General features: G+C 35.8%; 18 protein-coding genes. 4 read left to right on the forward strand and 14 right to left on the reverse strand.

Annotation, left to right across the window (positions count from 1 at the left end):
* Window positions 1–169: 169 nt before the first annotated feature.
* Entirely contained in the window at window positions 170–1,225 is a 1,056-nt protein-coding gene (gene rfbB / locus DLK05_RS09895; protein ID WP_127343848.1) for a dTDP-glucose 4,6-dehydratase, read from the reverse strand.
* Between the two features lie 48 nt (window positions 1,226–1,273).
* On the reverse strand, window positions 1,274–2,308 hold the full coding sequence (gene galE, locus DLK05_RS09900) for a UDP-glucose 4-epimerase GalE (RefSeq protein ID WP_127343849.1): 1,035 nt from the start codon (window positions 2,306–2,308) through the stop codon (window positions 1,274–1,276).
* Window positions 2,309–2,483: 175 nt separating this feature from the next.
* Here galE and DLK05_RS09905 point away from each other — a divergent pair, with 175 nt between their 5' ends.
* Window positions 2,484–3,422 carry an HU domain-containing protein gene (locus DLK05_RS09905; protein ID WP_127343850.1) on the forward strand — a complete coding sequence of 313 codons (939 nt, stop codon included), beginning with the start codon at window positions 2,484–2,486 and terminating at the stop codon, window positions 3,420–3,422.
* A gap of 99 nt (window positions 3,423–3,521) precedes the next feature.
* On the opposite strand, the gene DLK05_RS09910 is transcribed toward DLK05_RS09905, so the two are convergent.
* Both DLK05_RS09910 and DLK05_RS09915 read right to left on the reverse strand, forming a co-directional pair.
* Window positions 3,522–6,071 carry an adenosylcobalamin-dependent ribonucleoside-diphosphate reductase gene (locus DLK05_RS09910; protein WP_127343851.1) on the reverse strand — a complete coding sequence of 850 codons (2,550 nt, stop codon included), beginning with the start codon at window positions 6,069–6,071 and terminating at the stop codon, window positions 3,522–3,524.
* A 379-nt stretch (window positions 6,072–6,450) separates the two neighbouring features.
* The gene (locus DLK05_RS09915; RefSeq protein ID WP_127343852.1) at window positions 6,451–7,680 is read right to left on the reverse strand and encodes a 3-deoxy-D-manno-octulosonic acid transferase; all 1,230 of its coding nucleotides are present in this window, start codon (window positions 7,678–7,680) and stop codon (window positions 6,451–6,453) included.
* 204 nt (window positions 7,681–7,884) lie between these two features.
* Between DLK05_RS09915 and DLK05_RS09920 the strand changes: the two genes are divergently transcribed.
* The 3 genes from DLK05_RS09920 (at window position 7,885) to DLK05_RS09930 (ending at window position 13,418) form a co-directional block, all read left to right on the forward strand.
* Window positions 7,885–11,280: a DUF8818 domain-containing protein gene (locus tag DLK05_RS09920; RefSeq protein WP_127343853.1), complete on the forward strand. Its 3,396-nt coding sequence runs from the start codon at window positions 7,885–7,887 to the stop codon at window positions 11,278–11,280.
* A gap of 454 nt (window positions 11,281–11,734) precedes the next feature.
* The gene (locus tag DLK05_RS09925; protein WP_127343854.1) at window positions 11,735–12,409 is read left to right on the forward strand and encodes a hypothetical protein; all 675 of its coding nucleotides are present in this window, start codon (window positions 11,735–11,737) and stop codon (window positions 12,407–12,409) included.
* 136 nt (window positions 12,410–12,545) lie between these two features.
* A complete protein-coding gene (locus DLK05_RS09930; RefSeq protein ID WP_127343855.1) occupies window positions 12,546–13,418 on the forward strand; it encodes an HAD family hydrolase in 873 nt (290 codons plus the stop codon).
* On the opposite strand, the gene DLK05_RS09935 is transcribed toward DLK05_RS09930, so the two are convergent.
* The 10 genes from DLK05_RS09935 to DLK05_RS09980 form a co-directional block, all read right to left on the reverse strand.
* Entirely contained in the window at window positions 13,384–14,607 is a 1,224-nt protein-coding gene (locus DLK05_RS09935; RefSeq protein WP_127343856.1) for an alanine dehydrogenase, read from the reverse strand. The genes DLK05_RS09930 and DLK05_RS09935 overlap by 35 nt on opposite strands.
* Before the next feature lie 186 nt (window positions 14,608–14,793).
* Window positions 14,794–15,210 carry a tRNA (adenosine(37)-N6)-threonylcarbamoyltransferase complex ATPase subunit type 1 TsaE gene (gene tsaE, locus DLK05_RS09940; protein ID WP_127343857.1) on the reverse strand — a complete coding sequence of 139 codons (417 nt, stop codon included), beginning with the start codon at window positions 15,208–15,210 and terminating at the stop codon, window positions 14,794–14,796.
* Between the two features lie 17 nt (window positions 15,211–15,227).
* On the reverse strand, window positions 15,228–16,787 hold the full coding sequence (gene porX / locus DLK05_RS09945; RefSeq protein WP_127343858.1) for a T9SS response regulator signal transducer PorX: 1,560 nt from the start codon (window positions 16,785–16,787) through the stop codon (window positions 15,228–15,230).
* A gap of 195 nt (window positions 16,788–16,982) precedes the next feature.
* Window positions 16,983–20,564: a type IX secretion system periplasmic lipoprotein PorW/SprE gene (gene porW, locus DLK05_RS09950; RefSeq protein ID WP_498366002.1), complete on the reverse strand. Its 3,582-nt coding sequence runs from the start codon at window positions 20,562–20,564 to the stop codon at window positions 16,983–16,985.
* Window positions 20,565–20,817: 253 nt separating this feature from the next.
* Complete coding sequence (locus DLK05_RS09955) at window positions 20,818–21,915, reverse strand: Mrp/NBP35 family ATP-binding protein (RefSeq protein ID WP_127343860.1); 1,098 nt, start codon at window positions 21,913–21,915, stop codon at window positions 20,818–20,820.
* Between the two features lie 55 nt (window positions 21,916–21,970).
* A complete protein-coding gene (locus DLK05_RS09960; RefSeq protein WP_127343861.1) occupies window positions 21,971–22,309 on the reverse strand; it encodes an MGMT family protein in 339 nt (112 codons plus the stop codon).
* Window positions 22,302–23,054, reverse strand: coding sequence for a tRNA (guanosine(46)-N7)-methyltransferase TrmB (trmB, locus tag DLK05_RS09965; RefSeq protein WP_127343862.1), 753 nt, complete (start codon window positions 23,052–23,054; stop codon window positions 22,302–22,304). The genes DLK05_RS09960 and trmB overlap by 8 nt, the downstream gene beginning before the upstream one ends.
* On the reverse strand, window positions 23,041–23,544 hold the full coding sequence (locus DLK05_RS09970) for a gliding motility lipoprotein GldH (RefSeq protein WP_127343863.1): 504 nt from the start codon (window positions 23,542–23,544) through the stop codon (window positions 23,041–23,043). The genes trmB and DLK05_RS09970 overlap by 14 nt, the downstream gene beginning before the upstream one ends.
* A complete protein-coding gene (locus DLK05_RS09975; protein ID WP_127343864.1) occupies window positions 23,541–24,695 on the reverse strand; it encodes a PSP1 domain-containing protein in 1,155 nt (384 codons plus the stop codon). Before DLK05_RS09975 ends, DLK05_RS09970 begins: the two co-directional genes overlap by 4 nt.
* 93 nt (window positions 24,696–24,788) lie before the next feature.
* Window positions 24,789–25,913, reverse strand: coding sequence for a DNA polymerase III subunit (locus DLK05_RS09980; RefSeq protein ID WP_127343865.1), 1,125 nt, complete (start codon window positions 25,911–25,913; stop codon window positions 24,789–24,791).
* Window positions 25,914–26,134 lie beyond the last annotated feature (221 nt).

The following is a 26,134-nucleotide window of genomic DNA, read 5'->3' on the forward strand; positions in this document are numbered from 1 at the left end:
ATATAAAAACTCAAATAGCGTCGATTTGAGGCACCAGGAATTTACTTCAAAAAAATAAGGTTGTAGTCAAAAGTATGTGAAATACTCATTCTACAACCTTATATATTTTCACCCCGATGGAAATTTAAAGGGGATTTTCAGTGCCCTCTTAAATCGACAGCCTCTTTTTTTATCTTTTTTCATATTGCTGGTTGTAATACTTCTCGTAATCTCCTGATAAGATATGATCTAACCATTCTGAATGGGATAAATACCAGTCAATTGTTTTTTCAAATCCTTCTTCGAACTTGATGCTTGGATTCCATCCTAATTCTTTTTCTATTTTGGTAGCATCAATGGCATACCTAAGATCATGACCAGCCCTATCTTTAACAAAAGTGATGAGTTTTTGTGCGGTGCCTAATTCCTGTCCTAGTTTTAAATCCATTATATCGCATAATTTTTTAACTAATGCCAGATTAGACCATTCATTGTTTCCTCCAATATTATAGGTTTCTCCTATTTTACCTTGATGATAAATAAGGTCTATAGCTAAAGCATGATCTTCAACAAAAAGCCAGTCCCTCACGTTTTCTCCTTTTCCATAAATTGGAAGTGGTTTTGAGTTTTTGATGTTGTTAATCACCAAAGGAATTAATTTCTCGGGAAATTGATTTGCACCATAATTATTAGAGCAATTGGAAAGCACTACAGGAAGGTTGTAAGTGTGATGATATGCACGAACCAAATGATCTGAACTTGCTTTAGAAGCAGAATAGGGACTTCTTGGGTCATATGGGGTGGTTTCCGTAAACTTACCTTCTTTCCCCAACGAGCCATATACTTCATCGGTGGAAATATGATAAAACATTTTACCTTCCATATTATTTTTCCAAGTCTCCTTGGCTGCATTTAGTAAATTTACCGTACCTACAATATTGGTAGTAATAAAAGCTAATGGATCAGAAATAGAGCGATCGACATGAGATTCCGCAGCTAAATGCAAAACACCATCAAATTGATGTTTTTGAAATAAATCTGTAACAAAGGTAAGATCTGTAATATCTCCTTTTATGAAACTATAATTGGCATTGGAATCAATGTCGTTTAGATTTTCTAAATTACCAGCATAGGTTAGAGCATCTAAATTCACAATTTGGTAATTCGGGTATTTATTTACAAAAAGTCTAACAACATGAGAGCCTATAAATCCGGCTCCTCCGGTAATAAGAATTTTCTTTTTCATTTTTATAAATTTTCCTGTGCCTAATTTTGGGGTAGAATATTTAGACTGTTAGTTAGATTTTAATTGAGCGATTGCTATTTGCCATTTCCATGCTGAAAGCAAAGTTTCTTCTAAAGTACATTGAGATTTCCAGCCAAGCGTTTTATTGGCAAATGAAGTGTCTGCATAGATTTTTTCAATATCACCAGGACGTCTATCCACAATTTTATGAGGTACTTTTTCTCCAGTTGCTCTCTCAAATGTTTCGATGATTTCTAATACAGAAACTCCTTTTCCGGTTCCAACATTAAAATATTCGTAATGAAAATCTTGTTCATCTTTCAGGAGTCTTTCAATAGCAACAACATGTGCTTTTGCTAAATCTATTACGTTAATATAATCTCTGATACAAGAACCATCCGGGGTATTATAATCAGATCCAAAAACGTTTAATTCCGGACGAATACCAGCTACTGTTTGGGTTAAAAATGGAATTAGATTATTTGGTACACCTAATGGTAATTCACCTATTATAGCACTTGGATGAGCTCCAATTGGATTAAAATAGCGCAAGGCAATACCTTTTAATTCTGGATGGGCTTTAATCGTGTCACGAATAATGTCTTCACTAATTGATTTGGTATTTCCGTAAGGAGATTCTGCTTCTTTTCTTGGTGTAGATTCAGTTACCGGCAGTTGATCCGGCTGACCATATACGGTACAGGAGGAAGAAAAGACAAGATTGTAAACTTTATTATTCTTCATGTTTTCCAAAACATTCATTAGAGAATTCAAATTGTTTCTATAATAAAGTAATGGATTTTCAACAGATTCTCCTACAGCTTTACTTGCCGCGAAATGAATAATGGCTTTCAGATTTGAATATTTTTCAAACAATTTATCAGTCTCAATTTTTTCACTTAAGTCAACTTTTTCAAAAATTGGGCGAATTCCACTTATTTCTTCAATACCATCTAGTACTTCAATTTTTGAATTAGATAAATTGTCCGCAATAACAACTTCATATCCATTTTTTTGAAGTTCTACAGTAGTATGTGAGCCGATATAACCTGTCCCTCCAGTTACAAGTATTTGTTTCTTCATAATTTAATAATTGATTGCAAATTGATAAGTAAAATTAGAATCTTTTTATGGGATAAGTGTTACTAAATATCAAAAATAATATTTCTTTTCAGAATACTTTGATAATTAAAGAGTTGCTGTTTGTATGTGAATTGTCCATTTGAGTGACATTTATTTTTAATTATATTTGTATACTATGTTGGAAGTATCAAAATATATATCGGATTTACTCTTTATTCACGATTGTGTAATTTTACCTGGTTTTGGTGGATTTGTGGCTAATTACCAACCTGCCGAAATTGACGAAAATCAATCTCTATTTTTACCGCCCAAAAAAGCGATAGGGTTTAACCGTAATTTGACTCAAAATGATGGTTTGTTGATTCATCGTGTAGCCGATTCTGAAAACTTAAGCTATGTGGAGGCGGAAAAATCTGTGCGGTTTTTTATTGAGGATATAAGCGTAAGAATCCAGAGAGGTGAAAAAGTTTCCATAGATAAGGTAGGAGTTTTCTATAACGACAGAAGATATAATTTGCAATTTGAACCTTCAAAGAACTTAAATTATTTAGCAGAGGCTTTTGGATTGGAGCAAATTAAGATTCCTCAATTGAGTTCTTCTGTACCAGAAATTTTGTTGACGGATAAAAAGAAAATTAAACTTTTATTTTCTGAAAAAAGATTGCGGTACGCAGCTGTAATATTACCTTTTGCACTAGCTATAGCTTTAATTCCAATGAGCTCGGTGAACTTACCAAATTTAAGTTCTGCATCGATGAGTTGGTTTCAAAATGACAACAAGGTACTTTTAGAGAAAACAGCTCCTTCCACTCAGATTTCGCCACCTGAAGAATACGTGCGATTTGAGCCTAAATTAAGTGAAAGTATTGTAAAGGCTAAACTTCCTGTGAAAGGAAAATATTATTTGATAGCAGGTAGTTTTACTTCATTAAATAATGCAGAAATTTTGCGCAAAGAATTGATTTCAAGAGCATACCCTGCAAGTATTATTCGAAACAAAAATCTATATTCTGTAGCAATTAATCAATTTGAGAATAGATTTGAAGTGGATTTGTTCAAGAAAAAAGTAATTGCAAAAAATCCAAAATCATTTTGCTGGATATTAAAAAAGTAATAAATAATACTATCTAGGAGTTAAATAACTTCTTATCAATAAGACTAAAAAAGGGAACTTTGTAAAAAGTTCCCTTTTTGTTTGCCCTATGTTAATGGATTATCCGCATTTTGAAGTACCACACGATTGGCAAATTAAACATCCTTCCTGATAAATAATATGCTCAGAACCACAACTGGTACAAACCATGCCCTTCGCTTTAGTCCCATTAGGAATATATTTTTTAAGAGCTCGTTCCACACCATTTTTCCATGTGTTTATATTTTCGCTATCCAATTGAAGACCTGCAACCAAATTAACAACCTGTTCTATCGGCATACCATGTCGTAATACTCCTGATATTAATTTAGCGTAGTTCCAGAATTCTTTATCAAATTTATAGGATAATCCTTCAAAGGTTGTTTTGAAACCACGTTTGTTACAAAATTGAAAATCGTAACGTGTATTTCCTTCTTCATCCTTACGTTTGATTATTACTCCCTTATTTACGGATTTTGGAAGCAGTATACCTTCTTCGTCATCCTGAATACCAGTGAAGATTTCGTAAGGTTGTCCTTTATATAAACCAATAAATGCGATCCACTTTTCCTTGTTATTTTGAAATCGAACCACGTCTGCCTCTAATTCAACCGGACGTTTTTCAGGAATATCTTTCATCTCCTCTTTGCTATCATTGGCAATCAATACTCCAGAACGTGATCCATCACGGTAAACGGTGCAACCTTTACAGCCACTTTTCCATGCTTCAATATATAATTCACCAACTAATGATTCAGAAACATCATTTGGTAGATTTACAGTTACGCTAATGGAATGATCTACCCATTTCTGAACTTTACCTTGCATGCGAACTTTTTGAAGCCAGTCCACGTCATTAGAGGTGGCTTTATAATAAGGTGATTTTTCGACCAAAGCTTCAATTTCTTCATCGGAGAAATGTTGGGCTGCATTGATTCCATTCGCTTCCATCCAGGTCACGAATTTATGGTGAAACACTACAAATTCTTCCCAACTGTCTCCAACTTCATCTACAAAATCAACTCTAACATTCTTATCGTTAGGATTCACTTTTCTTCGTCTTTTGTAAACAGGAAGAAATACAGGTTCAATTCCGGATGTTGTTTGTGTCATCAAACTAGTTGTTCCGGTAGGAGCAATGGTTAAGCAAGCAATATTTCTTCTACCATATTTTACCATTTCCGAGTATAAGTTCTCATCGGCTTCTTTTAATCGAAGAATAAATGGATTTTTAATCTCACGGTTCGCATCGAAAATAGTAAATGCACCACGATCTTTTGCCAGATATACAGAAGATCGATATGCCTCGATGGCTATAGTTTTGTGAACATCAATAGAAAAGTCTATGGCTTCATCGGTTCCATAACGCATGCCAAGTGCTGCCAACATATCTCCTTCAGCAGTTATTCCTACCCCAGTTCTTCTACCTTCTTTTGCTTTTGTTTGAATGTTTTCCCAAAGTTTTTGTTCTACTCTTTTGATTTCGGCATCTTCAGGATCTGAAATTATCTTTTCAATAATTGCATCAATCTTTTCTAATTCTAAATCAATAATATCGTCCATCATGCGTTGAGCCAAAGCAACATGCTTTTTGAATAAATCAAAATTGAATTTAGCTTTATTGGTGAATGGATTTTCCACATAACTATACAGATTTATCGCGAGCAAACGGCAGCTATCATATGGACATAATGGGATTTCTCCACATGGATTGGTAGAGACGGTTTTGTATCCTAAATCAGCATAGCAGTCTGGTACAGATTCTCTTGTGATGGTATCCCAGAATAAAATTCCAGGTTCAGCCGATTTCCATGCGTTATGAACAATCTTGCTCCAAAGCTTATTTGCATCAATATCTTTGGTGTAGGTAGGTTGTTTAGAATAAATAGGATATTGCTGTGTAAATTTATTACCATCGACTACAGCTTGCATGAATTCGTCATGAATTTTCACAGAGACATTAGCTCCGGTTACTTTTCCCTGCTCCATTTTAGCATCAATGAATTCTTCGGAATCGGGATGCTTTATGGAAACACTCAACATTAAGGCACCACGACGTCCATCCTGAGCCACTTCACGAGTGGAATTAGAATATCTTTCCATAAATGGCACAATACCTGTTGAAGTCAGGGCAGAATTCTTTACAGGCGAACCCTTAGGGCGAATATGAGATAAATCGTGACCCACACCACCTCTTCGTTTCATTAATTGAACCTGTTCCTGATCGATTTTCATAATACCGCCATAGGAATCGGAATCACCATCGTTGCCAATTACAAAACAATTAGATAGGGAGGCAATCTGAAATTTATTGCCAATACCAGACATAGGACTTCCTTGGGGGACGATGTATTTAAAATCCTTTAAAACAGAAAATATTTCTTTTTCTGTCATAGGGTTTGGATATTGCTTTTCGACTCTTGCAATCTCTTTTGCAATTCGTCGATGCATATCATCAGGAGTTTTTTCATAAATATTTCCGAAGGAATCTTTCAGCGCGTATTTGTTCAACCAAACTCGTGCGGCTAGTTCATCTCCTTTAAAATACTTAAATGATGCCTCAAATGCTTCTTTGGGGTCGAAAGTTTCTTTCATTTCCTTAGCTTGTCGCTTCTTCTCCATTACTTCCATTCAGATTCAAATAAAGTGGTTTTTTACATGGGTTTACTTTCTCTCAGTAGCAAAGGTTTAGCTGATTTTATTTTGAGAGAAATTGTACTTTGCAAGTTAGGTAATGTCCGCTTTCTGTACAACAAGTAAAATTAAATTTACAGAAAAGTTATCCACAAAAATATGTTAATAGGCAGATTAGTAGTAGTTTAAGTTTCTGTAAAATTGAAAAAGTTTTCTAAAAGAAAAACTTTTAGTCTTATTCAGATAAGAAAACCATTCGAATAAAACAAATTATTTCACCACCAAAAACAGATGTTTGGTAAAAATTAAACATGAAAATCGTGGCACCTCCAGTAAACATTGAGGATCTTGAAAAAATAAAATTTGAAGTGATAAATCAGGACTGGATTAAGGAGAGAATTTTGTTGCTGGCACCTCTCATTTCATCCACATAGTTTTTGGATTTCTGACCGGAAGTTTGTCTGAATTCTGTGTTTTTATGGTACTTGTCGAAATGTTTTTCTAAATCTCTGTAGTTTTCATAAGAATAAGCAGCTCCGATTGCTATCAGATCTTTTGCTTCCTGGAATTTTTGATAATTAGGCCCGAAAAGAATGGGTAAACCGAAGGTTGCAGCCTCCAAGGTATTGTGTATTCCTCTGCCAAAGCCTCCGCCAATATAGGCAATATCGCCATATCGATAAAGAGAGGACAACACCCCAATACAATCGATCACTACCACTTCGGCAGCTTCTATTTCCGCTTTGCTGGCTTGAGTATAGCGCACCCATTTCTTGTTGATCTTCGATACAATATTTTTCACATGACCTTCGTCTACCTCGTGTGGGGCGATGATGTATTTATAATCAGACTTGCTTGTATTTAGGTAACGAATAATATTGTCCTCATCTTTTGGCCAGGTGCTTCCTGCAATTATAACGGGTCTGGCATTGCTGAAGTTTTCCATCTCGGGAAGTGTTTTAGAACTGGTAGCAATGCTGTACACACGATCGAAGCGGGTATCCCCAGTGATGCTGACATTATCAAGTCCAATACCCTGAAGTAAATTCTTAGATTCCTGATTTTGTACAAAAAGATGGGTAAATGCACCAAGCATTCTTCGGTGAAAAGTGCCGTATGATTTAAAAAATAGTTGGTTGGGACGGAAAATAGCAGAGAAAATATAGGTGGGAATATTTCTGTCTTTTAATTCTTTTAGATAATAATGCCAGAATTCGTATTTGATGAAGAAAGCCATTTTGGGCTGAGTCAAATCCATAAATTGTTTGGCATTTTTGCGGAAATCTGCTGGTAGATAGAAGATAAAATCAGCACCCTCATAGTTTTTGCGAACTTCATATCCCGAAGGAGAAAAGAAGGTGAGTAATATTTTATAATCGGGATAAGCCACCTTAAAATTTTCGATAACCGGGCGTCCTTGCTCAAATTCCCCTAGGGAAGCAGCATGAAACCAAACCAATTTATTCTCTCCTTGCAAGGATTTTTCTATTTCCTTCCAAATGTTTTTTCTCCCAACTACCCATTGTTTGGCTTTTGGATTAAAAAGTGATGCTATGTTTATAAGGAAAACATACAAATGGATAGAAATCTTGTATAGGAAAACCATAATGGAAGAAAATTAATGTTTAACGTCTCAGGTTCATTATCTTTATTCCTTGCAAAACTAATAATTTTAAACCTTAGATTTCGTTAATAGTAGAACGAACTTATTTTCCCTGACCCAGACCTGAACCTAAGAAGATTAAGACTGTTGAAAAGCCGAATCCTACTCATATTGCTGTTTTTATTTACAGCAAATTGCTTTGCTCAAATGCAGAACAATTTGAGGAGTAAGTATATATCTGTTCGTAAGGATAGTATTGCATTGGATTCTTTATTGATATTGCCTGCAAGCGTAAAAGTATTTCATCAACAGCGAGAGGTGGATAAGAGTTGGTACCGGATAGATCCCGGTAAGGGCATATTGATTCCATCGGAGGAATTAAAACGATTGGGAGATTCGGCTCGAATTGTCTACCGGATTTACCCTTTTAATGTTTTGAAGCCTATATATCAGCGGGATTTATCGCAATTGAATCTCGCCGGAAGTAGTGCAAGTCCTCGAATTTACTCGCTTGATCATTCCTCCGATAGAATTGGCATACTGGGGAATGGACAATTGGAAAAGCAAGGCAATTACTCTCGTGCTATTTCTTTTGGGAATAATCAGGATGTGGTGGTGAATTCCAATCTGAATTTGCAATTATCGGGAAAGCTTTCGGATGATGTGAACATTTTGGCCGCTATGTCGGATAATAATATTCCCATTCAACCTGATGGAAATACCCAAACTATTCAGGATTTCGATAGAATCTATATCAAGCTTTACGATGAAACCAAAGAACTTACTCTGGGGGATTATGAGCTCGAATCGCCTACGGGAAAGTACATGCGTTTTTATAAAAAAGTGCAGGGAGGTAGATTTTCGGGTTTGATCGTCAAAGGCAAAAAAAGCGGCAATGAATTAAAATCTACTATTAGTGCCTCTATCGCAAAAGGAAAATTTAACAGACTGGAGATGCCTGGTTCGGAAGGAGTGCAAGGTCCCTATCGATTGACTGGCGCGAATGGGGAGACCTATATAATTGTTTTGTCCGGATCGGAGAAGGTGTTTGTAGATGGAAAACGTTTGGTAAGAGGGGAGAAGAACGATTATGTGATTAATTACAATACGGCGGAGTTGACCTTTACTACCAATCAGCCAATTACCCGAAATACCAGAATTGTGGTGGAGTTTGAGTATTCGGAAGAAAACTATGCTCGTTACCTTCTTTTCAACAGCAACGAATACAAGACGAAAGCCGGTAAAATCTGGTTCAATTTTTATCAGGAACAGGATAGTAAGAATCAAAGTATTGATCAGGCTTTGAGTGATGAAAACAAACAGCTGCTTGCAAGCGTTGGCGATCAGTTGAATTTGGCTCGTGTTCCTAATGTGCAGCAGGTTGAATATTCTAATGATTTTGTGTTATATCGAAAAATAACGAAACAGATAGATGAGCAGCAATACGAAGTATATGAATATTCTACCAATGCAGATAGTGCCATTTATCGGGTGAATTTTTCTTTCGTGGGAAGTAGTAAAGGAAATTACAGGCAAGTAAATTCTGCCACCAACGGAAGGGTTTATGAATGGGTGAATCCGGTAAACGGTATTTTGCAAGGAGATTTTGAGCCAATAGTACAGTTAATAGCCCCGCAAAAACAGCAGATGATGACTTTGGGTGCCGATTATCATTTGAATAGAAATCTGAGTACCCGAATGGAGTTGGCATGGAGTAATAGGGATGTAAATACCTTTTCTGCTTTGGATGATAGCGATAATCAGGGACTGGCGGTAGATTTTTCTATTCAAAAGAAGAGTGCTTTTGCAGATACCGTAAAGCAGATGAAGAGCACTTTTCGTTATCATCATATCCAGAAAGAGTTTGAGGCGATAGAGAATTTCAGAACTGTGGAATTTGAAAGAGATTGGAATATTTCTGCATCGCTGATGGATTTGGATGAGGATTACTATTCCCTGCAGAATGCGTTTTCGAATGAAAATTGGGGAGCTGTAAGTTACGAAATAGCCTTCCTGCAGAAAGCCTCTGCTTATCAAGGATTAAAACATGGTGTATATCTAAATTACGATAAAAAAAGATGGACGATGAAGTTCTCGGGAAATGCTTTAACAACGGATCAGGAGCAGTTGAAGAGTAAATTTTATCGCCACAGCCTGAATACTTCTTATGCCTTATCTTTTGTAAAAATTGGAGTGGAAACCGAAAATGAAAACAATAGATGGGAGCAAAAGGAATCCGGACTGTTACAGCCGAATAGCTTTTCCTTTTATTCCTACAAGTTTTTTATTGCCAGCAGAGATTCTGCTATCAATACCTTTCAGGTCTATTATCGTAAGCGAAAAGATTTTTTGCCGGAGAAGAAAGATTTAAAGGCACAAAGTGAGTCGCAGGATTTTGGTGCGGAATTTTGGCTGAAAAAGAATCGAAACAATCAACTTAAAGTAGAAACGGTTTACCGCAAGCTGTCCATATTGGACGATAGCTATACGGATGAAAAACCCGAAAATACATTTCTCGGCAAACTGGAGCATCAGGCTCGAATCGCCAAAGGATTGCTGCAATCTTCTACTTATTACGAACTGGGATCGGGATTGGAAAGCGAGATGGAATTTGCTTATGTGGAGGTGAATGCCGGACAGGGCGTTTATCGTTGGTCGGATTACAATGGCAACGATATAAAGGAGCTAAACGAATTTGAAATCGCCAGCTTTAAGGATGAGGCCAGGTACATTAGGGTGGCTACCAGCACCAATAATTACCAAAAAGTATATACCAGCGAATTCCGACAGATCTTTTATCTGCGCTTAAAGCACTTAAAATCGAAAAGGAAAGTAGTGGGCTTTCTGTCGCGTTTTAGCAATCGTTTTGCTTATCGGATATCGCGAAAAAGTTTGAATAATGATTTTAACCTTTATGCCAACCCTTTTCGTTCCCGCGCAACAAATGATCAGCTGCTAACGGTTCATTCCAGTTTTCAGAATACCTTGTCGTATAAAAAGGCTAAATCGCCAACCAGTTGGGATGTGATTCATTTAAGCAGTGACAGTAAACAGTTGCTCACACAAGGATTTGAAAGACGCAAGTTTAATCAGGATGGTTTTCGCCTGAACTGGAAAATTGGAAATTCAAATTTGCTTACCAACAGGATAGATTGGAGTGAGAAGCGTCTGGCAAATGAATTTTTTACCGATAAGGATTACCAATTAAAGGAGCTGAAGAATGAACTGAAACTTAAATTTCAGGCAACGCTTGCTTTTCAGTTTGGATTGAATTATACCTATCAGCAAAAGGAGAACCATTTGGGTACAGAGCAATCTACTACGCACAATATTGGCGCCGATTGTAATTATGCTTTCGACAAATCGGGCAAGTTGATGGCCAGTATTAATTTTTTGAATATCGATTTCAATGCCGATTCCAATACTTCTGTGGCTTACGAGATGCTGGAAGGGTTCCTGCCCGGGAAAAATGCCAGTTGGAACCTGGGATACAATCAGCAATTGTCTAAAATCTTTCAATTGAATATTACCTATAATGGCAGACAAAGCGAGGGTGGTAAAACCATTCATGTGGGGAGTATGGAGGTGAGAGCTTATTTTTAGGCAGGCTACATTTGGTGCAGTTATTTCGAAAAGATAAGGAGTGAAGTATCCAATAAGTTGAAGTTGGTTTCTCCTATATCGCCGGGAGCTTATATAAAACGACTGTACGATTGGAATGGAAGCTTTCTTGAGAGTTTCGGCAGATAAAAATTTTATCCCGGCTCTTAAATACTATGATGAAATGAATAGTGCCGATAGATCATTGAACTACTACGGAATGTTATTGTATTAATTCACTCACATATTTAAATAATTGATCCAATAATCAGATAAAAACTTTATCCAGACAGGATAAATGATAATCCCGATAGAGTACGACAATATAATAATGGATATAAACATTGTGTTGTTAGTAGTTGACAATATCCCGATTAATTGTGTTGTTAAGTTGTCGGTATTTATTAATTTAGAGGGAAATAATAACAGGGTAATATTTCCCTAAAAATTGATTTTAATGGATAAAAGAACCAATGCCCGTTACAATGCCCTACGACAGGTTATGTTGACTTTAAAGAATAATCAGGAGAAGTATAAAAGTATTTCTATGCTGGTGAAAACAGTGCTCGATTTAGAACAAAGAGTTCTGAAAATAGAGTCCTTAATTGAGAAACGACAGAGTATTCCTCGCAAACCATCCGGAAATAAAAATTTGGCGCAGCAAGAACTGGTAGATGCAGCTCACCAGGTGGGTAGTGTTTTAAAAGCTTATGCGTTTATCAGCAAAAAGCAGAATATCCGGACTTATTTAATTACTTCAAAAAGTGAGCTAAGCGAGAAATTGCCTCAGCTACGTTTGCTGGATTATGCGAAGAATCTATTGGAATTGATAAAGCCCATCTTTAAAGAATTACAAGAGTTTGGTTTAACGCAAGAGATGAAACATGAGTTGAAGCTTAAAATACATCAGTTCGAAAAGTTGATGACAGAACCTCGCCAGCTGATTTCGGAAAGACATACGACCATTTTGATGTTGAAAGTGGAGATCGCGGAAGCGTATCAGATTTTAAAAAACCAAGTCGATCCTTTAATGGAATTATTGAAAGAGGATAAGGAGTTTTATCTATCGTATAAATCGGCCCGAATGATTGTGGATCCGGCTACAAGGAAACGAGTTGGAAAAGAGCTTTAAAGATGATAATACGATGGGTCGATTTTAAGTATTGTATCTGCTAACAGATTGAATATTTACATTACAATTCAACATCCATCTCCGAACAATTGTCGGCATAAAAATGTAATTTTAGCACTTGTTGTAATCATGGTGTATGGCTGATAAAATAAAAATTGTTGTTACTGATTTAGATGGAACCTTACTTCCATCGCGTGGAGAAGTGAGTAAAAAAAACTACGAATGCCTCGAAGGTTTAGGGCAGGAGCAAATCATCCGTGTAATTGCTACTGGTCGTACTTTATATTCTGCCTTGGCCGTTTTGCCCGAAGACTTTCCTATTGACTATCTGATTTTTTCTTCGGGAGCCGGAATCATGAAATGGGAAAACAAAGAGTTGATATATTCGCAGCAGCTGGAAGCAGGAGAAGTGTATGAATTAGCTGAAATTTTGATGAAGCAGGAGGTCGATTTTATGATTTTAGATCCAATACCTCTGAATCATCAGTTTTGGTATTATCAAAGTGGTAAAAAAAATCCGGATTTTGATAGAAGATTAAGTCTCTACAAGCAATTTGCTACTCCTATTGGAAAAATGGAAGATAGCAGGAGAGATGCTTGCCAGATCCTGGTTATCCTGCCGAATAAGGTGGATGGCTTTGAAGAATTAAAAACTAAATTCCAGGATATAAAAATTATAAGAGCCACCTCTCCACTCGATCACGAATCCATTTGGATGGAGATTTTTCCGATACATATTTCTAAAGGGTTTGGATGCCAGTGGTTGTGCAATCATTTGGAGGTGTCGAGAGAGGAATCAATAGTTGTTGGTAATGATTATAACGATATTGATTTATTAGAATGGGGCAAATATGCTTTTGTGGTAGAAAATGCCCCACAGGAATTAAAATTGAAATATCCACTCACCAAAAATGTAATAAACGATGGATTTGCTTATGCCGTGGAAAAAGTATTAGGCAAGGATTCTATCCGCCTTACATCGCAGCAAGCAAGAGATCGATATCTTTAGCAAGTATTCCAAAGGTATTTCCTAAACGCTGATTGGTAAGTATTCCACGATACAAATAAGTGCCATGTCTCATGCCTTTATCGCGCTTAATAAATTGTAGCACCCCACCGTTTTGACCAACATTAAGTAATAATGGAGCACAAATATTGCTCAAGGCTAAGGATGCAGTTCTGGATACATGTGATGGAACATTGGGAACACAATAATGAATAACGCCGTGCTTTTTATAAATAGGATCCTGATGAGTGGTCATCATAGAAGTTTCAAAGCAGCCACCTTCGTCTATGCTTAGATCGATGATTAAGGATCCCGGCTTCATGATTTGTACCATTTCCTCGCTTACCATGAATCCGGCATTTTCTCGTTCTCCACGTACCGCACCGATCACCACATCTGCTGAAGCAAGCGCTTTCTCCAAGACCTGGGGGTGGAAGATAGAAGTAAATACCCGATGACCTAAATGATTCTCCAAACGTCGCAATCGGTAGATGGAGTCGTCGAATACTTTAACCATTGCACCCAATCCTAAAGCCGATCGGGTGGCATATTCTGCAGCTGTTCCTGCGCCTAAAATGATAATTTCAGTAGGTGTGATTCCGGTAACACCACCAAGCATTACGCCTTTTCCTCCGTGGGCTTTACTCAGGTATTCTCCGGCGATCATGATGGAGGATATACCTGCTATTTCGCTCATTGAACGCACTACCGGAAAGAAATTATCCTCATCCTTAATCAGTTCTAAGGCAATTGCAGTTACCTTTTTTTGCATCAGCTTCCGGATATTCCCACCACACTGACTCTTGATCTGTAATGCCGAAAACAGGATTTGATTTCCCTTGAGCATGTCTATTTCGCTATTCGATAAAGGGGAGACTTGCAATATCATATCGCATTGGTAAATCTCCTTTTTCTCATTCATAATCATAGCGCCATTTTCACTGTATTCTTTATCGGAGTAGTTGGAAGCCAATCCAGCACCTCGTTCCAAGAGAACTTCATGTCCGTTGTTTACCAATATCTCTACAGATTGAGGAGTAAGGCAGATTCGATTTTCGCCTCTGTATTCTTCCTTTGGAATACCTATGCTTAGCTGCTTGCGTTTGCTTTCTATTTCCAACATTTCCTCTTTAGGGTGATAAAATTCATGTCCTAATGGAAATTTCTTTGATTCTTCACTTAATGACGCCATATGAAAAATTGTAATGTTAGACTATTGTGTGCTCCAAGGTAATTCATCTGTTTACAACAAATTTTTAAAACTATTTTTTCCTTATCCATGTAAATATGTACTATCTGGAATTAGGGAATGTAGTTGGAGTGTAGCATTACAATTTAAGCAATTTTTTGCTTTTATTCCGATATAAAAATAGTGGGCTTATTGTATGTTAAGGATTCTGGTACCATTGGCAGTTTCGCTAAAGTGAATAACAACAGTTTCTTTGGGTAATAGGCTTTCTATTTTTTCGGGCCATTCGATAAAACACATGGCATCGCTGTAAAAATAATCCTCATAACCAAAGTCGTATGCTTCTTCCTCCTCTTCGATCCTGTAAAAGTCAAAATGGTAAATAATGTGGTCGGTAGCACTATGATATTCGTTTACAATAGCAAAAGAAGGACTGTTCACACTATCCTGTACTCCAAGTTCTTCGCAGATTGCTTTTATAAAAGTTGTTTTTCCAACTCCCATATCACCATACAAGGCAAATACTTTTTTATTGCCAACTAATTGAAGGAATTCTCTTGCAACAGCATGGATTTCTTCCAGGGAATTGATCTTTAACGCTTTCATGTTTTACTACCGTTGTATTAATTCTTGCGAGGACTAAGTGTTACCAACGGAATTATTACTTCTTCCAAGGAGATTCCTCCGTGCTGAAAGGTGTTTTTGTAATAGGAACTGTAATAATTAAAATTGTTTGGGTAAGCTAGAAAGTCTTCACCGGATGCAAAGATATAAGAAGAACTTACATTTACCTGCGGGAGAAGTGCTTTTCGCGGATCGGTAACTTCAAATACATCTTTAGGATTGTAATTTAGATTTTTTCCTTGCTTGTATCTTAAGTTGGTATTAGTTTGTCGGTCGCCAATTACCTTAATCGGATTTTGTACCCGAATGGAGCCATGGTCGGTTGTAATAATTAGTTTCACATTATTCTCAGCCAGTTTTTTAATCAATTCCAAAAGCATAGAATGTTCGAACCAGGAAAGTGTAAGGGAACGGTATGCAGATTCATCCGTTGCTAAATCGCGAATCATATCACTCTCGGTTCGGGCGTGAGAAAGCATATCTACAAAATTATATACGAAAACATTCAATGGGACGTCTAACAGAGACTTAATATTCTCAAGTATTTTTGCACCCATTTTTTCATTATTGATTTTTTCGTAATGATAGTCGTAATCTTTATAGTGTCTTTTCAGTTGAAAACCAATGAAATCCTTTTCGTGGAGATTCTTGCTGCTCTCTTCATCTTCATTAATCCAATGTTTGGGATGACGGGTTTGAATATCCAAAGGCATCAATCCGGAGAACATGGCATTTCGTGCATATTGGGTTGCGGTTGGCAGTATAGAGTAATACATCGCATCGTCTTCCAGTACAAAATAATTACTGATAACAGGATAAAGGGTTTGCCACTGATCGTAGCGCAAATTATCAATTAAAATAAGTGCAACTTTCTGACCTTTATCGAGCAAAGGATATACCTTCTCGCGAAATATATTTGTCGATAGTAATGGTTTGTTTTTCTCATCCGGATTAAGCCAGGAGAGATAGTTTTTCTTAATGAATCGGGCAAACAAGTTATTTGCTTCGGTTTTTTGCATGCGCAAGACTTCATCCATTCCAGAGTCCTCAATATTGGCGAGTTCCAATTCCCAAAATACCAATTTGCGATACAATTTCATCCAATCTTCAAAATCACGACAATCGTTAATCTCCATACCTAATTGTCCAAATCGAGATTGATAGGCTTGGGTTGTTTTTTCCGAGACCAATCTTTTCTTATCTACATTTTTTTTGATGGCGATGAGGATTTGCTTTGGATTTACCGGCTTGATGAGGTAGTCGGAAATTTGTTTGCCAATAGCTTCATCCATGATGTCTTCCTCCTCGCTTTTGGTTATCATTACCACGGGCAATGCCGAGTCTATTGATTTTATCTCCCCCAAGGCTTCGAGACCACTCATACCAGGCATATTTTCATCTAAGAATACCAAATCAAAATGCATACTTTTAACCATGTCTAAAGCATCAGGAGCATTATTACACGATTTTACATTATATCCTTTTTCCTGTAAAAAGATAAGATGTGGCTTTAATAAATCAATCTCATCATCAACCCAAAGTATACTTATCTCTTTCATCATGATATTTTTTTGAAATATATAGTTCTGTCTGTTCGTGATATATATTATCCTATAGATTTTATCAGTGTAATCTGCGAGCTTATCCTAATAATTACATACATTTTACCCTAATCGTCTTAAATTTTGGAAACACAAAATAAACGAAGAAACGTACTTAAGGTAACGATAGGGCGAGGTATTTATTTCATTCGTTTATTTAAGATAGTACTTTTTAAAGAACTGAAGATAAACAGCAGGATCACCATTCTTCATGAAAATATCAAGATTATTGGCTGATATCACAAAGTTTCGGTAGCCAACTTTTTCAACTGGGGCAAATAATTCCCTATTGGTTACAATAGCCCGGAAATACATCATCGCTTGTTTTTTGTTTCGCATATTTGTAACCAGAAGAATCTCCCTGTTATCATCTAAATTTCTTACTTCTACTTTTAAACTTCGAATATTATATCGCTTAATACCACTAAGCAATTGTTTTTTGTTCACATTTTCTTTTGTATAGACTAAAGCAAAATAATGTGGGGCATCTTCATTATAGGAATATAATCCATCCTGAACCAAATTTTTCTCCTTATGCACAGGGGCTTGAATATCCGCATTCAGGTAATTTTCTTTAAAGAACTTCAAATAAGGAAAAAGAGTTTTGTTGATATAGAATTTTTTGAAGTTCTCCTCGCTTATTATAAAATTACGATATTCGATATTTTGTAATTGTGTGTAAACGGTATTATCCTGAACCAGATTTTGGAAATATTTCATTGCCTCAGATTTGGTTCCAATATTATTTACTACTATCATATTCAAATCAGCATCGTATTGTTCTTTCAATACACTATAATCCTTGTCGTGATTGTAAATGTCATTTCTAAGTTTGCTAATATTCATTTTATGAACCGGAACTAAAAGAACGAATTTATGATTATCGGTAAAATTAATTGTGTAAGTGATAGAATCTAAATTAGTATTCACAGATACTAATTTGCCTTTCTTTTTTACGGTTGTTTTATTGGCTTTTCGCTCAACATTAAAATAATTCTTGGTGTAAAAATCAAGATATTGTTTAACATTTTGATTGTTCTTGAAGATATTAAAATTCGATATAGATATGATGAAATTTCTATAATCTACATCTTCCAAACCACGAAAAGCCTTCTTGTTGGTTATGATTCCATTAAAATAATTCAGAGCATCATCCTTGCCTTTTAATCCTTTCACTAAAATCATAATTTGATCTTTGTTCAGGGACAATCGATCTACTTTAAAGGTACGCTTACTGTAGGCATCAGAATTATATCTTGAAATATTAAATAAACTACGATTTGCATCTCCTTCGCTCTTATTAAACATCAAGATGAAATAATGCTCTTCGTTAGATTTGATTTGGTACAATGGTTTGGCCTTAGCTTTTTTGTTGGAAGTCTTCTTGTCAAGTTCAACTGCCGCCTGATTCTCTTCTAATCTCCAATTATGAAGCAATCGATTCTGTCTGGCTTGTTCCATGTCTAGCATAGTGTATTGTAATGGAATAGCACCTTTCTCCAAACTGGCGAGAATGGTAGTGACAGTCTGCTTAATTTCCGGACCAGGATTTGACTTATTAACTTGTAGCAACGACTGCTTGAATGGTTTAACATCTTGAGTTCTGCCAATGCAAAGTGCTCTCAGGAATAAGAATTTTGATCTAAGGTCACTTTCCGGATATCGTAGTAATCCTTCGTTACACGACTTAATTACTCTGAAGTAATAGAAATTTTGGAAGTCTTCGTAAGCTGTTACATATAGATCATTTGCTCTTTTATTTTCCGCATCAATCTTGTTGTAATAATTAGGATCGCTAAGTGCTTTGGCATAATCGCTATTCTTAAATTCGGTAAGAATTTTAGATTTGTATTGATTAGCAGCAGAGGTATTTCCCAAATTTTTATTGAGGGAATAGCAATGGTAGTAAACCGAAAGCAAGTACTGATTATGTGGAAATCTGTGAAGTAAATCTTCCAATGTTTCTAAGGCTTTTTTATGGTCTTTTAATTTTTCTTCATAGACGAGTGCTGCCTGATAAAGTCCTTTTATGATTCGTTCGTCAGATTGAAGCATGGCTGCCTTTGTCATCGGTAAATCAATCATATAATATTCTCTGGATTTTGGATCTTTTTTAAGGGAAAGTCTCGATTTCTTATTTGAATCATCCTCCTCTAAGGCAGTTTCAACATCTTCTACCGTGAAGGTCGATTTATTTTTTCTTCTCCAGTTATCTTCCAGTTTTCTTCGCCCCCATTTTCTCTGAAAATCAGCTTTTCCAAGTCCAATATTGGTTGGGTTGTAGAAATACCAATTTCCTTGATTGGAGGTGGATTTGTTACTATTTCCCAACATGTTGTTTTGACTATAGAAGTTTCGATCTGAGATAGCTTCCGCGGCTTTGGCTTTTTGCTCCCGCTCCTCGTCATTAATCTTATTAATCATGCTAGTGATAAGTTGCTCCCGATCTTTGTTACTCATGTTGGCAACTCGTTGTAAACTATCTTCTCTTTCTACCAGATTTAGGTTGTTTACCAGATCTGTAAGGTTTCCAACACGACTTGAGATCTTTGTGTAATTTGGGTAATCTTTGCCCAGATAAGTCATGGAAGAATCATAGCACAACTGAGATTTTGGATAGTTTTGATTTTCAAAGTAATAATCACCCAATTTTAAAAAGGATATTGCCTTTTGATTCTCATTAAATAGAGACACTTTGGTAGATTCCCAATAGTTCTTTAAAGCAGATTCCACATCTTCATCCTTGACGTCCATTTCTGCTAAGGCATAATAGATTTGATCCTTGTACTCCGTATTTTTCTCATCGCGAAGCATCTTTTTCAAATCCTTGCGAATTTGTTCTCCGTTTTCTTCGCCAGTATAGGAAAGAGCCCTACTGATTTTAGCATTAAAGGTCATTTCATAGGAAGGATTTAAATCTATTAATTTCTGAAACTCCCTGGATGCCTCACTTGGATTATCTGTTTTTTGATACAGTTGCGCCAGTAAATAATAAAAACGGGCTTTTTGGTGCTTATTTTTAGCAAAAGGAATGCTTTTTTCCAAAGCAGGTATTGCATTAGCATATTCTTTTTGCTGAATATAGATGTTAGCTCTTAAGGCTGAAATATCATAAAAAAAGTCTTTGGGTAAATTGGTGTTGTTTTCCAAACGATCAAGTATTTCTTTTCCAGAAATAAATTCTCCTCTGTCAATTAAACTCTTAGCTAACCATAGTTTGGCCTCCGGAATTAATTCAGATTCAGGATATTCTTTTAGTATAAATTGAAATGCTTTTTCAGCAATATGATATTTCCCTTTATAAAATTGGGCTTTTCCAATGAGAAGATAACAATCATCTATCCAATTATTATATTCCTTTTTTTTACGAAAATTCTTGTATTTTTCAGACTGATTATTCTTTTTTCGTTTTGGTTTTCGGGTGATGGAATGTATTTTGATGGCTTTAGCTGCTTTTTCAATTGTTCTATCCATTTCCGAAAAGGATAATGCTCTTGCAGTTTCATTTTGATATTCAAAAACGGGAAGTAAGAGTGTATAGTTTTCCTGAATACCATTTTCAATCTTTTTTTCTCCTTTCTTAAGGCTCTCTTTACCGTTAAAATATACATTATAATGAGTAGTTAAGGAATGGTATTGCCTACTCATGAAGGTATTCTTTTGATTAGAACAAGCAAAAGCAAATATCAGGACGAATACTATTAAAATAGTTTTGTAGAATTTTTTTGGAGCCAAGACTTATCGTTTTGTTAGATAACAGTTAACTATTCGTGTTTATTATATCAGAAATGAAAAAAGATTTATGAATACCACCTTTTTTTGTCAACCTATTTCAATTTTAAGTAATTAAGATACTCATCTTTTCTTATTGATAGTAATAAGTATCGGTAAGAATAAAATTGAATAAACTTTTTAAAAATACTCCTATTTCTGTGAAAATAAAAAAGGAGCAATAAATGCTCCTTTTTTAATGAATTAGTTTTGTTCCTTATCGAGTGATTTGAACTCGTTTTGTAGGATCTAAATTTTTATTTCTTTCGTCAACAACAGAAATTAGTTTGCTTGCTAAATCTGCAAAGGCCATTCCTGTTACAGAATCCTGATCAACTGCTGCAGGTATCCCATTATCTCCTCCTTCACGTATACTCTGAACGATTGGAATTTGTCCCAATAGTTCAATGTTTTTTTCTTCAGCGAGTTTTTTGCAACCATCTTTGCCAAAGAGATAGTATTTGTTTTCCGGTAATTCTGCTGGTGTAAACCAAGCCATATTTTCTACCATCCCCAATACGGGTACATTAACACCAGAGCCTTCAAACATACTTATTGCTTTTATTGCATCAGCTAATGCCACTTCTTGTGGGGTACTTACCACAATTGCACCTGTAACAGGAACTGTCTGAACTAGTGTTAAATGAATGTCGCTGGTTCCTGGTGGTAAATCGATCAAAACAAAATCGAGTTCGCCCCAATTTCCCTCTTCAATCATTTGTTTTAAAGCATTTGATGCCATAGGACCACGCCAAACCGTTGCCTGAGCTGGATCTACAAAAAATCCAATAGATAACATTTTCACCCCGAATTTTTCGTGAGGTTCAATCATATCTTTATCATCCAGCTTAATAAGATTTGGGCGGGCAGATTCCGAACCAAACATTTTTGGAACTGATGGGCCAAAAATATCGGCATCTATTAATCCAACTTTGGCACCTGCTTTGGCAAGTGCAACCGCAAGGTTGGTTGCAATGGTAGATTTTCCAACGCCACCTTTTCCCGAAGCAACAGCTATGATATTTTTTACTTTAGAAAGAACTTTACGATCTTCTACCACATGTACTGCTTTCACTTTAATATTTCCCTTAATTTCTGCATTTCTATCCACAAATTTTAAAATTGCGGAAACGCACGCTTTTTTTAATGGTATAATATTTGGGTCGTCGGATTTTTGGAATACCAAATCGAAACCGATTTTCTTTCCTTCAATTTTAATGTTACGAACCATATCTAAACTCATGATATTTTTATCAGAGCCAGGATAATTCACTAAATTAAGAGCATCCGTAACTTGCTTTTGCGTATAACTCATGATATATGAAAATTTAATTCTTTAATCTTTACAAATGTATATATTTAGATTCAATTTAAATAAAATCCATGTCGAGTTCTTTCATAGGATCCCAAAAAACATTTTCGAAATCTTGAATTTGATCATCAATTATGACAATTCCTTCATTTTCGAGTAATTCCTGCATGATATTTTTACCGGGAAAATGATGTTTTCCTGATAACATTCCGAAGCGATTCACAACTCTGTGAGCTGGCATAAATTCAGAAAAAGAGTGCGATTGATTCATTGCCCAGCCTACCATGCGGGCTCCTTTTGGCGAGCCTATGAATTTGGCAATTGCACCATAACTAGTGGCTCTTCCCGATGGAATCTTGCGCACAATATCATAGATTCTCAAATATAAATCAGTCATTTTTTTCTGTTCTCTTCTCGCGGCCAAAACTGCGATAGGAATCTAGTTCGATTTCTACATCAGGCTCTATAAAATGTCTTTTATCCGCCAGATTGAATTTTAGATATTTTATGGGAATTCCCCGATCTAAAAATTGCTGCTCGTAAAAGGTTCTGATTGAAAGAATATCGTCTGCAATCCCAGAGTTATATAGATCGTTCGTATTGATATCAACATTCAAATTATTTTCCTGAATGACATAGGAGGTGTATTCATATAAAAATTTACTATCGGTTTTTAAGTGAATAATTCCATTCATGGATAATAGATTGCTGTATAATTCCAGGAAGCGTGTTCCTGTTAGTCTTTTTCTTACCTTTTTCATTTGGGGATCTGGAAAAGTAACCCAGATCTCCGCGATTTCTCCCTGTTCAAAAATAGATTCTAATAATTCTGCATTGGTTCGAATAAAAGCCACATTGTTCAAATCTTCTTCCAAAGATGTTTTGGCTCCAATCCACATTCTGGCACCTTTAATATCAATTCCTATAAAATTTTTATCTGGTGATTTTCTTGCTAAACCAATGGTATATTCTCCCTTTCCACATCCAACCTCCAATACAATTGGATTGTTATTTTTAAACACTTCCTGCTTCCATTTTCCTTTTAAAGCATAATTTTTCTCCCAAACTTCGTTGTGGGTAGGTTGAAATACATTTGTAAAGGTATTCATATCAGCGAAGCGCTGTAACTTATTTTTTCCCACGATTAGAGTCTGTAATTTTATGGTTTAATTTTTCTATTCGAATGCCAACATTAACGACACCATTCAGTTTTTGGGGCCACATTCCTTGCGTAATTTCGAATACATATTTTCCGGAATGAGGAAATATTACATTTTGCTGAAAAGGTACCTGTAAGTCAAAAATATCACCAAAGCCACTTCCGTACCATTTTCCCTTTTCATCGGCAAGTTGTAATTCTATTTTTTTGTTTTCCGTTTTCCCATCAGGAGTTATTTTTTTAACAAACACCCATATGTTACTATATTCGTAAGACCCGGTATTCCTAATGTTTAAGAAAATATTATTAGCTTGAATTGTATCTTTGATATTTACTTCAAAGCGAAGGATGTTTTTTTGCTCCCACTGATAGTTAGGAATATCTTCATATTGCTCATAAACCCGGTTAAAATCGCAAGACGTAACCCCTAATCCAATTAAGATTAAAAAAAATGCCCAAATTAGTTTTTTCATTTTTTAGCAGAGGTATTAGGTTTTCTTGGCTTACGTCTAAATTTTCTTTTTCCTCTTTTTTTGCTTGGATTTTCCTTTTTATCAAATCGATTTAAGCTGTCTTGTCCAACCACATTTTCATAATCCAAAGATTTTTTAGATTTGGGTTTTGGTTCGGAAATTAATAGATCTACTTTCGTTCCTTTCTTATTAAATTGGATAATTTCTTTTACCCGATCAATTGGTACTTGTACAAGATTCATTGAGTTGAACTTGTCGAAAGAATACCACATCATTCTTTTGAAAATATCTGTTTTTTGATGATAAGCAGTTCCATCCTTTGTTTCTAATGGAATATTTGTGTTTGGAAAATCTTTTTGAGCATCGATGTAACAATCTAATTCAAAATTCAGGCAGCATTTTAATTTACCGCACTGGCCTGCCAATTTTTGAGGATTGAGAGAAATCTCCTGATATCTGGCAGCATTAGTTGTTACTGATACAAAGTTGGTAATCCAGGTAGAGCAGCACAATTCTCTGCCACATGGTCCAATTCCTCCTATTCTCCCGGCTTCTTGTCGGGCACCAATTTGCCTCATTTCAATTCTTATTTTGAATTGTTCTGCCAATACCTTAATGAGTTGACGAAAATCAACACGGTCGTCAGCAATGTAGTAGAATATAGCCTTGGTTTTATCACCTTGGTATTCCACATCACCGATTTTCATATTTAGGCGCAATTCAGCAGAAATCTGACGAGCCTTAATCATTGTCCTATGCTCCAGTGCAATGGCTTCGTTCCATTTTTCGATATCTACAGGTTTTGCCTTACGATAGATTTTTCTTGCTTCGTAAGTTTTCGGATCGAGCTTTTGTTTGCGCATTTGCTCTAACACTAAATCTCCTGTTAAGGAAACAATTCCTATATCGTGTCCTGGTGATGCTTCAACAGCGATAACATCTCCTCTTTGTAATCTTAATTGATTCGAATTTGAGTAGAATCCCTTACGAGTATTTTTAAATTTTACCTCAACAATATCTGGACATAATGCACTTTCAGGAACACCTTTCAACCAATCATAAACATCTAGCTTTCCTACCAGCAGTCTATGATCTTTCTTGCTGGAAGCACAGCCTGTGCATTTCCCTTTAGGTTCCTTGTTTTCTATCATATGTATATTGATTATTAGTCGATAATCGACCGCAAAAATAGCGAATTTAATTTAAAACCTTTAAAGGTAATGAAATCGGGTAACTATTGAACTTTAAGGGCGTAATAATTTCACTAGTTTTAAGCCCAAATCTAAAAATACAATCTTCGCATTTGCATTCCTTTCTATATCAGTATAGGCTCTGGATAATTCATCGGATATAAACCATACGTTTCCTTCATTAATGTATGGTGAAAAACGTTGTGAAAAATTCATTTCATCTCCACTTAAGAAAACCATATTAGATTGTTTTAAATTGAGAATGAAATTTTCACGAATCATTCTCACCCCGTAATTCAAAAAACTCTTTTGACGCTCCCTGCCAATACTTGCAATTTCTTCAGCCCAATCCATTATGTCAGATACTTTTCTGGCATAACAATGCCTCATAATGGCAACGAAATTTTCGAAATTAAAGGAGTTTTCTTCAGAATTTTGCACAACTATTCTGGCTTTACGAAAACTACCTTCGGACAGATGAACCAAGTTGTCGATTTCTGATTCAGAAAGATTAAAATTTTGCCGAATGGCTTGTGATAAGGCTTCTTTTTCAATTCTTGGAACTTTCACCAATTGAACTCGCGAAAGAATAGTCTGTATAATGTTTTCAGATTCTTCCGAAACCATAAAGAATAAAGTCTTCACGGGTGGTTCTTCAATCATTTTCAATAACTTATTAGCACAGCTAAGATGCATTTTTTCAGGCAACCAAATAATCATTATCTTGTAATCCGACTCATAGGTTTTTAAGTTTAATTTTCGAATTATTTCGTTACTTTCGTGAGAATAAATCATTCCCTGAGAATTGTCCACTCCAATGGTGCGATACCAATCTCCAATATCGAAGTAAGCATCTTTCAATACTTGATTTCTCCAGCTCGCTATAAAGTTATCACTCACAGGGTTGGTAAATCCTTTTCCTTTCACAACAGGGAATACGAAATGTAAGTCAGGGTGAATTAACTTTTGATATTTTTGACAAGAAGCACAGATCCCGCAAGAATCGTTTTCTCCCTTATTCAGGCAAGATACATATTGAGCGAAGGCAATAGCTAAGGGAAGTTTGCCAATACCCGTAGGACCAATTAGTAGCTGCGCGTGGCTAACTCTATTGTCTTTTACGCTTTGTATGAAACGTTTCTTTATGCTTTTGTGACCGATTATATCTTTAAATTGCATGAGTTTAGAATCTGTTCTGGTAAAAGGATGAAGTATATATATGATCGTACTAAAAACTATACTTTCATTTGGAAAAATCTCATAATAGCCTACAAAATTACAATAGGTATTCAAAGATAAAAAAATATACAGGTGCTTTTGTTAAAAGCATACAAGATGAACTTGTAATGGATAAAAAATGACGTTTTAAGGTGAATATTCAGTGATATCAAAATTAATGC

The organism is Ancylomarina longa (assembly GCF_003996985.1).
Classification (GTDB): domain Bacteria; phylum Bacteroidota; class Bacteroidia; order Bacteroidales; family Marinifilaceae; genus Ancylomarina_A; species Ancylomarina_A longa.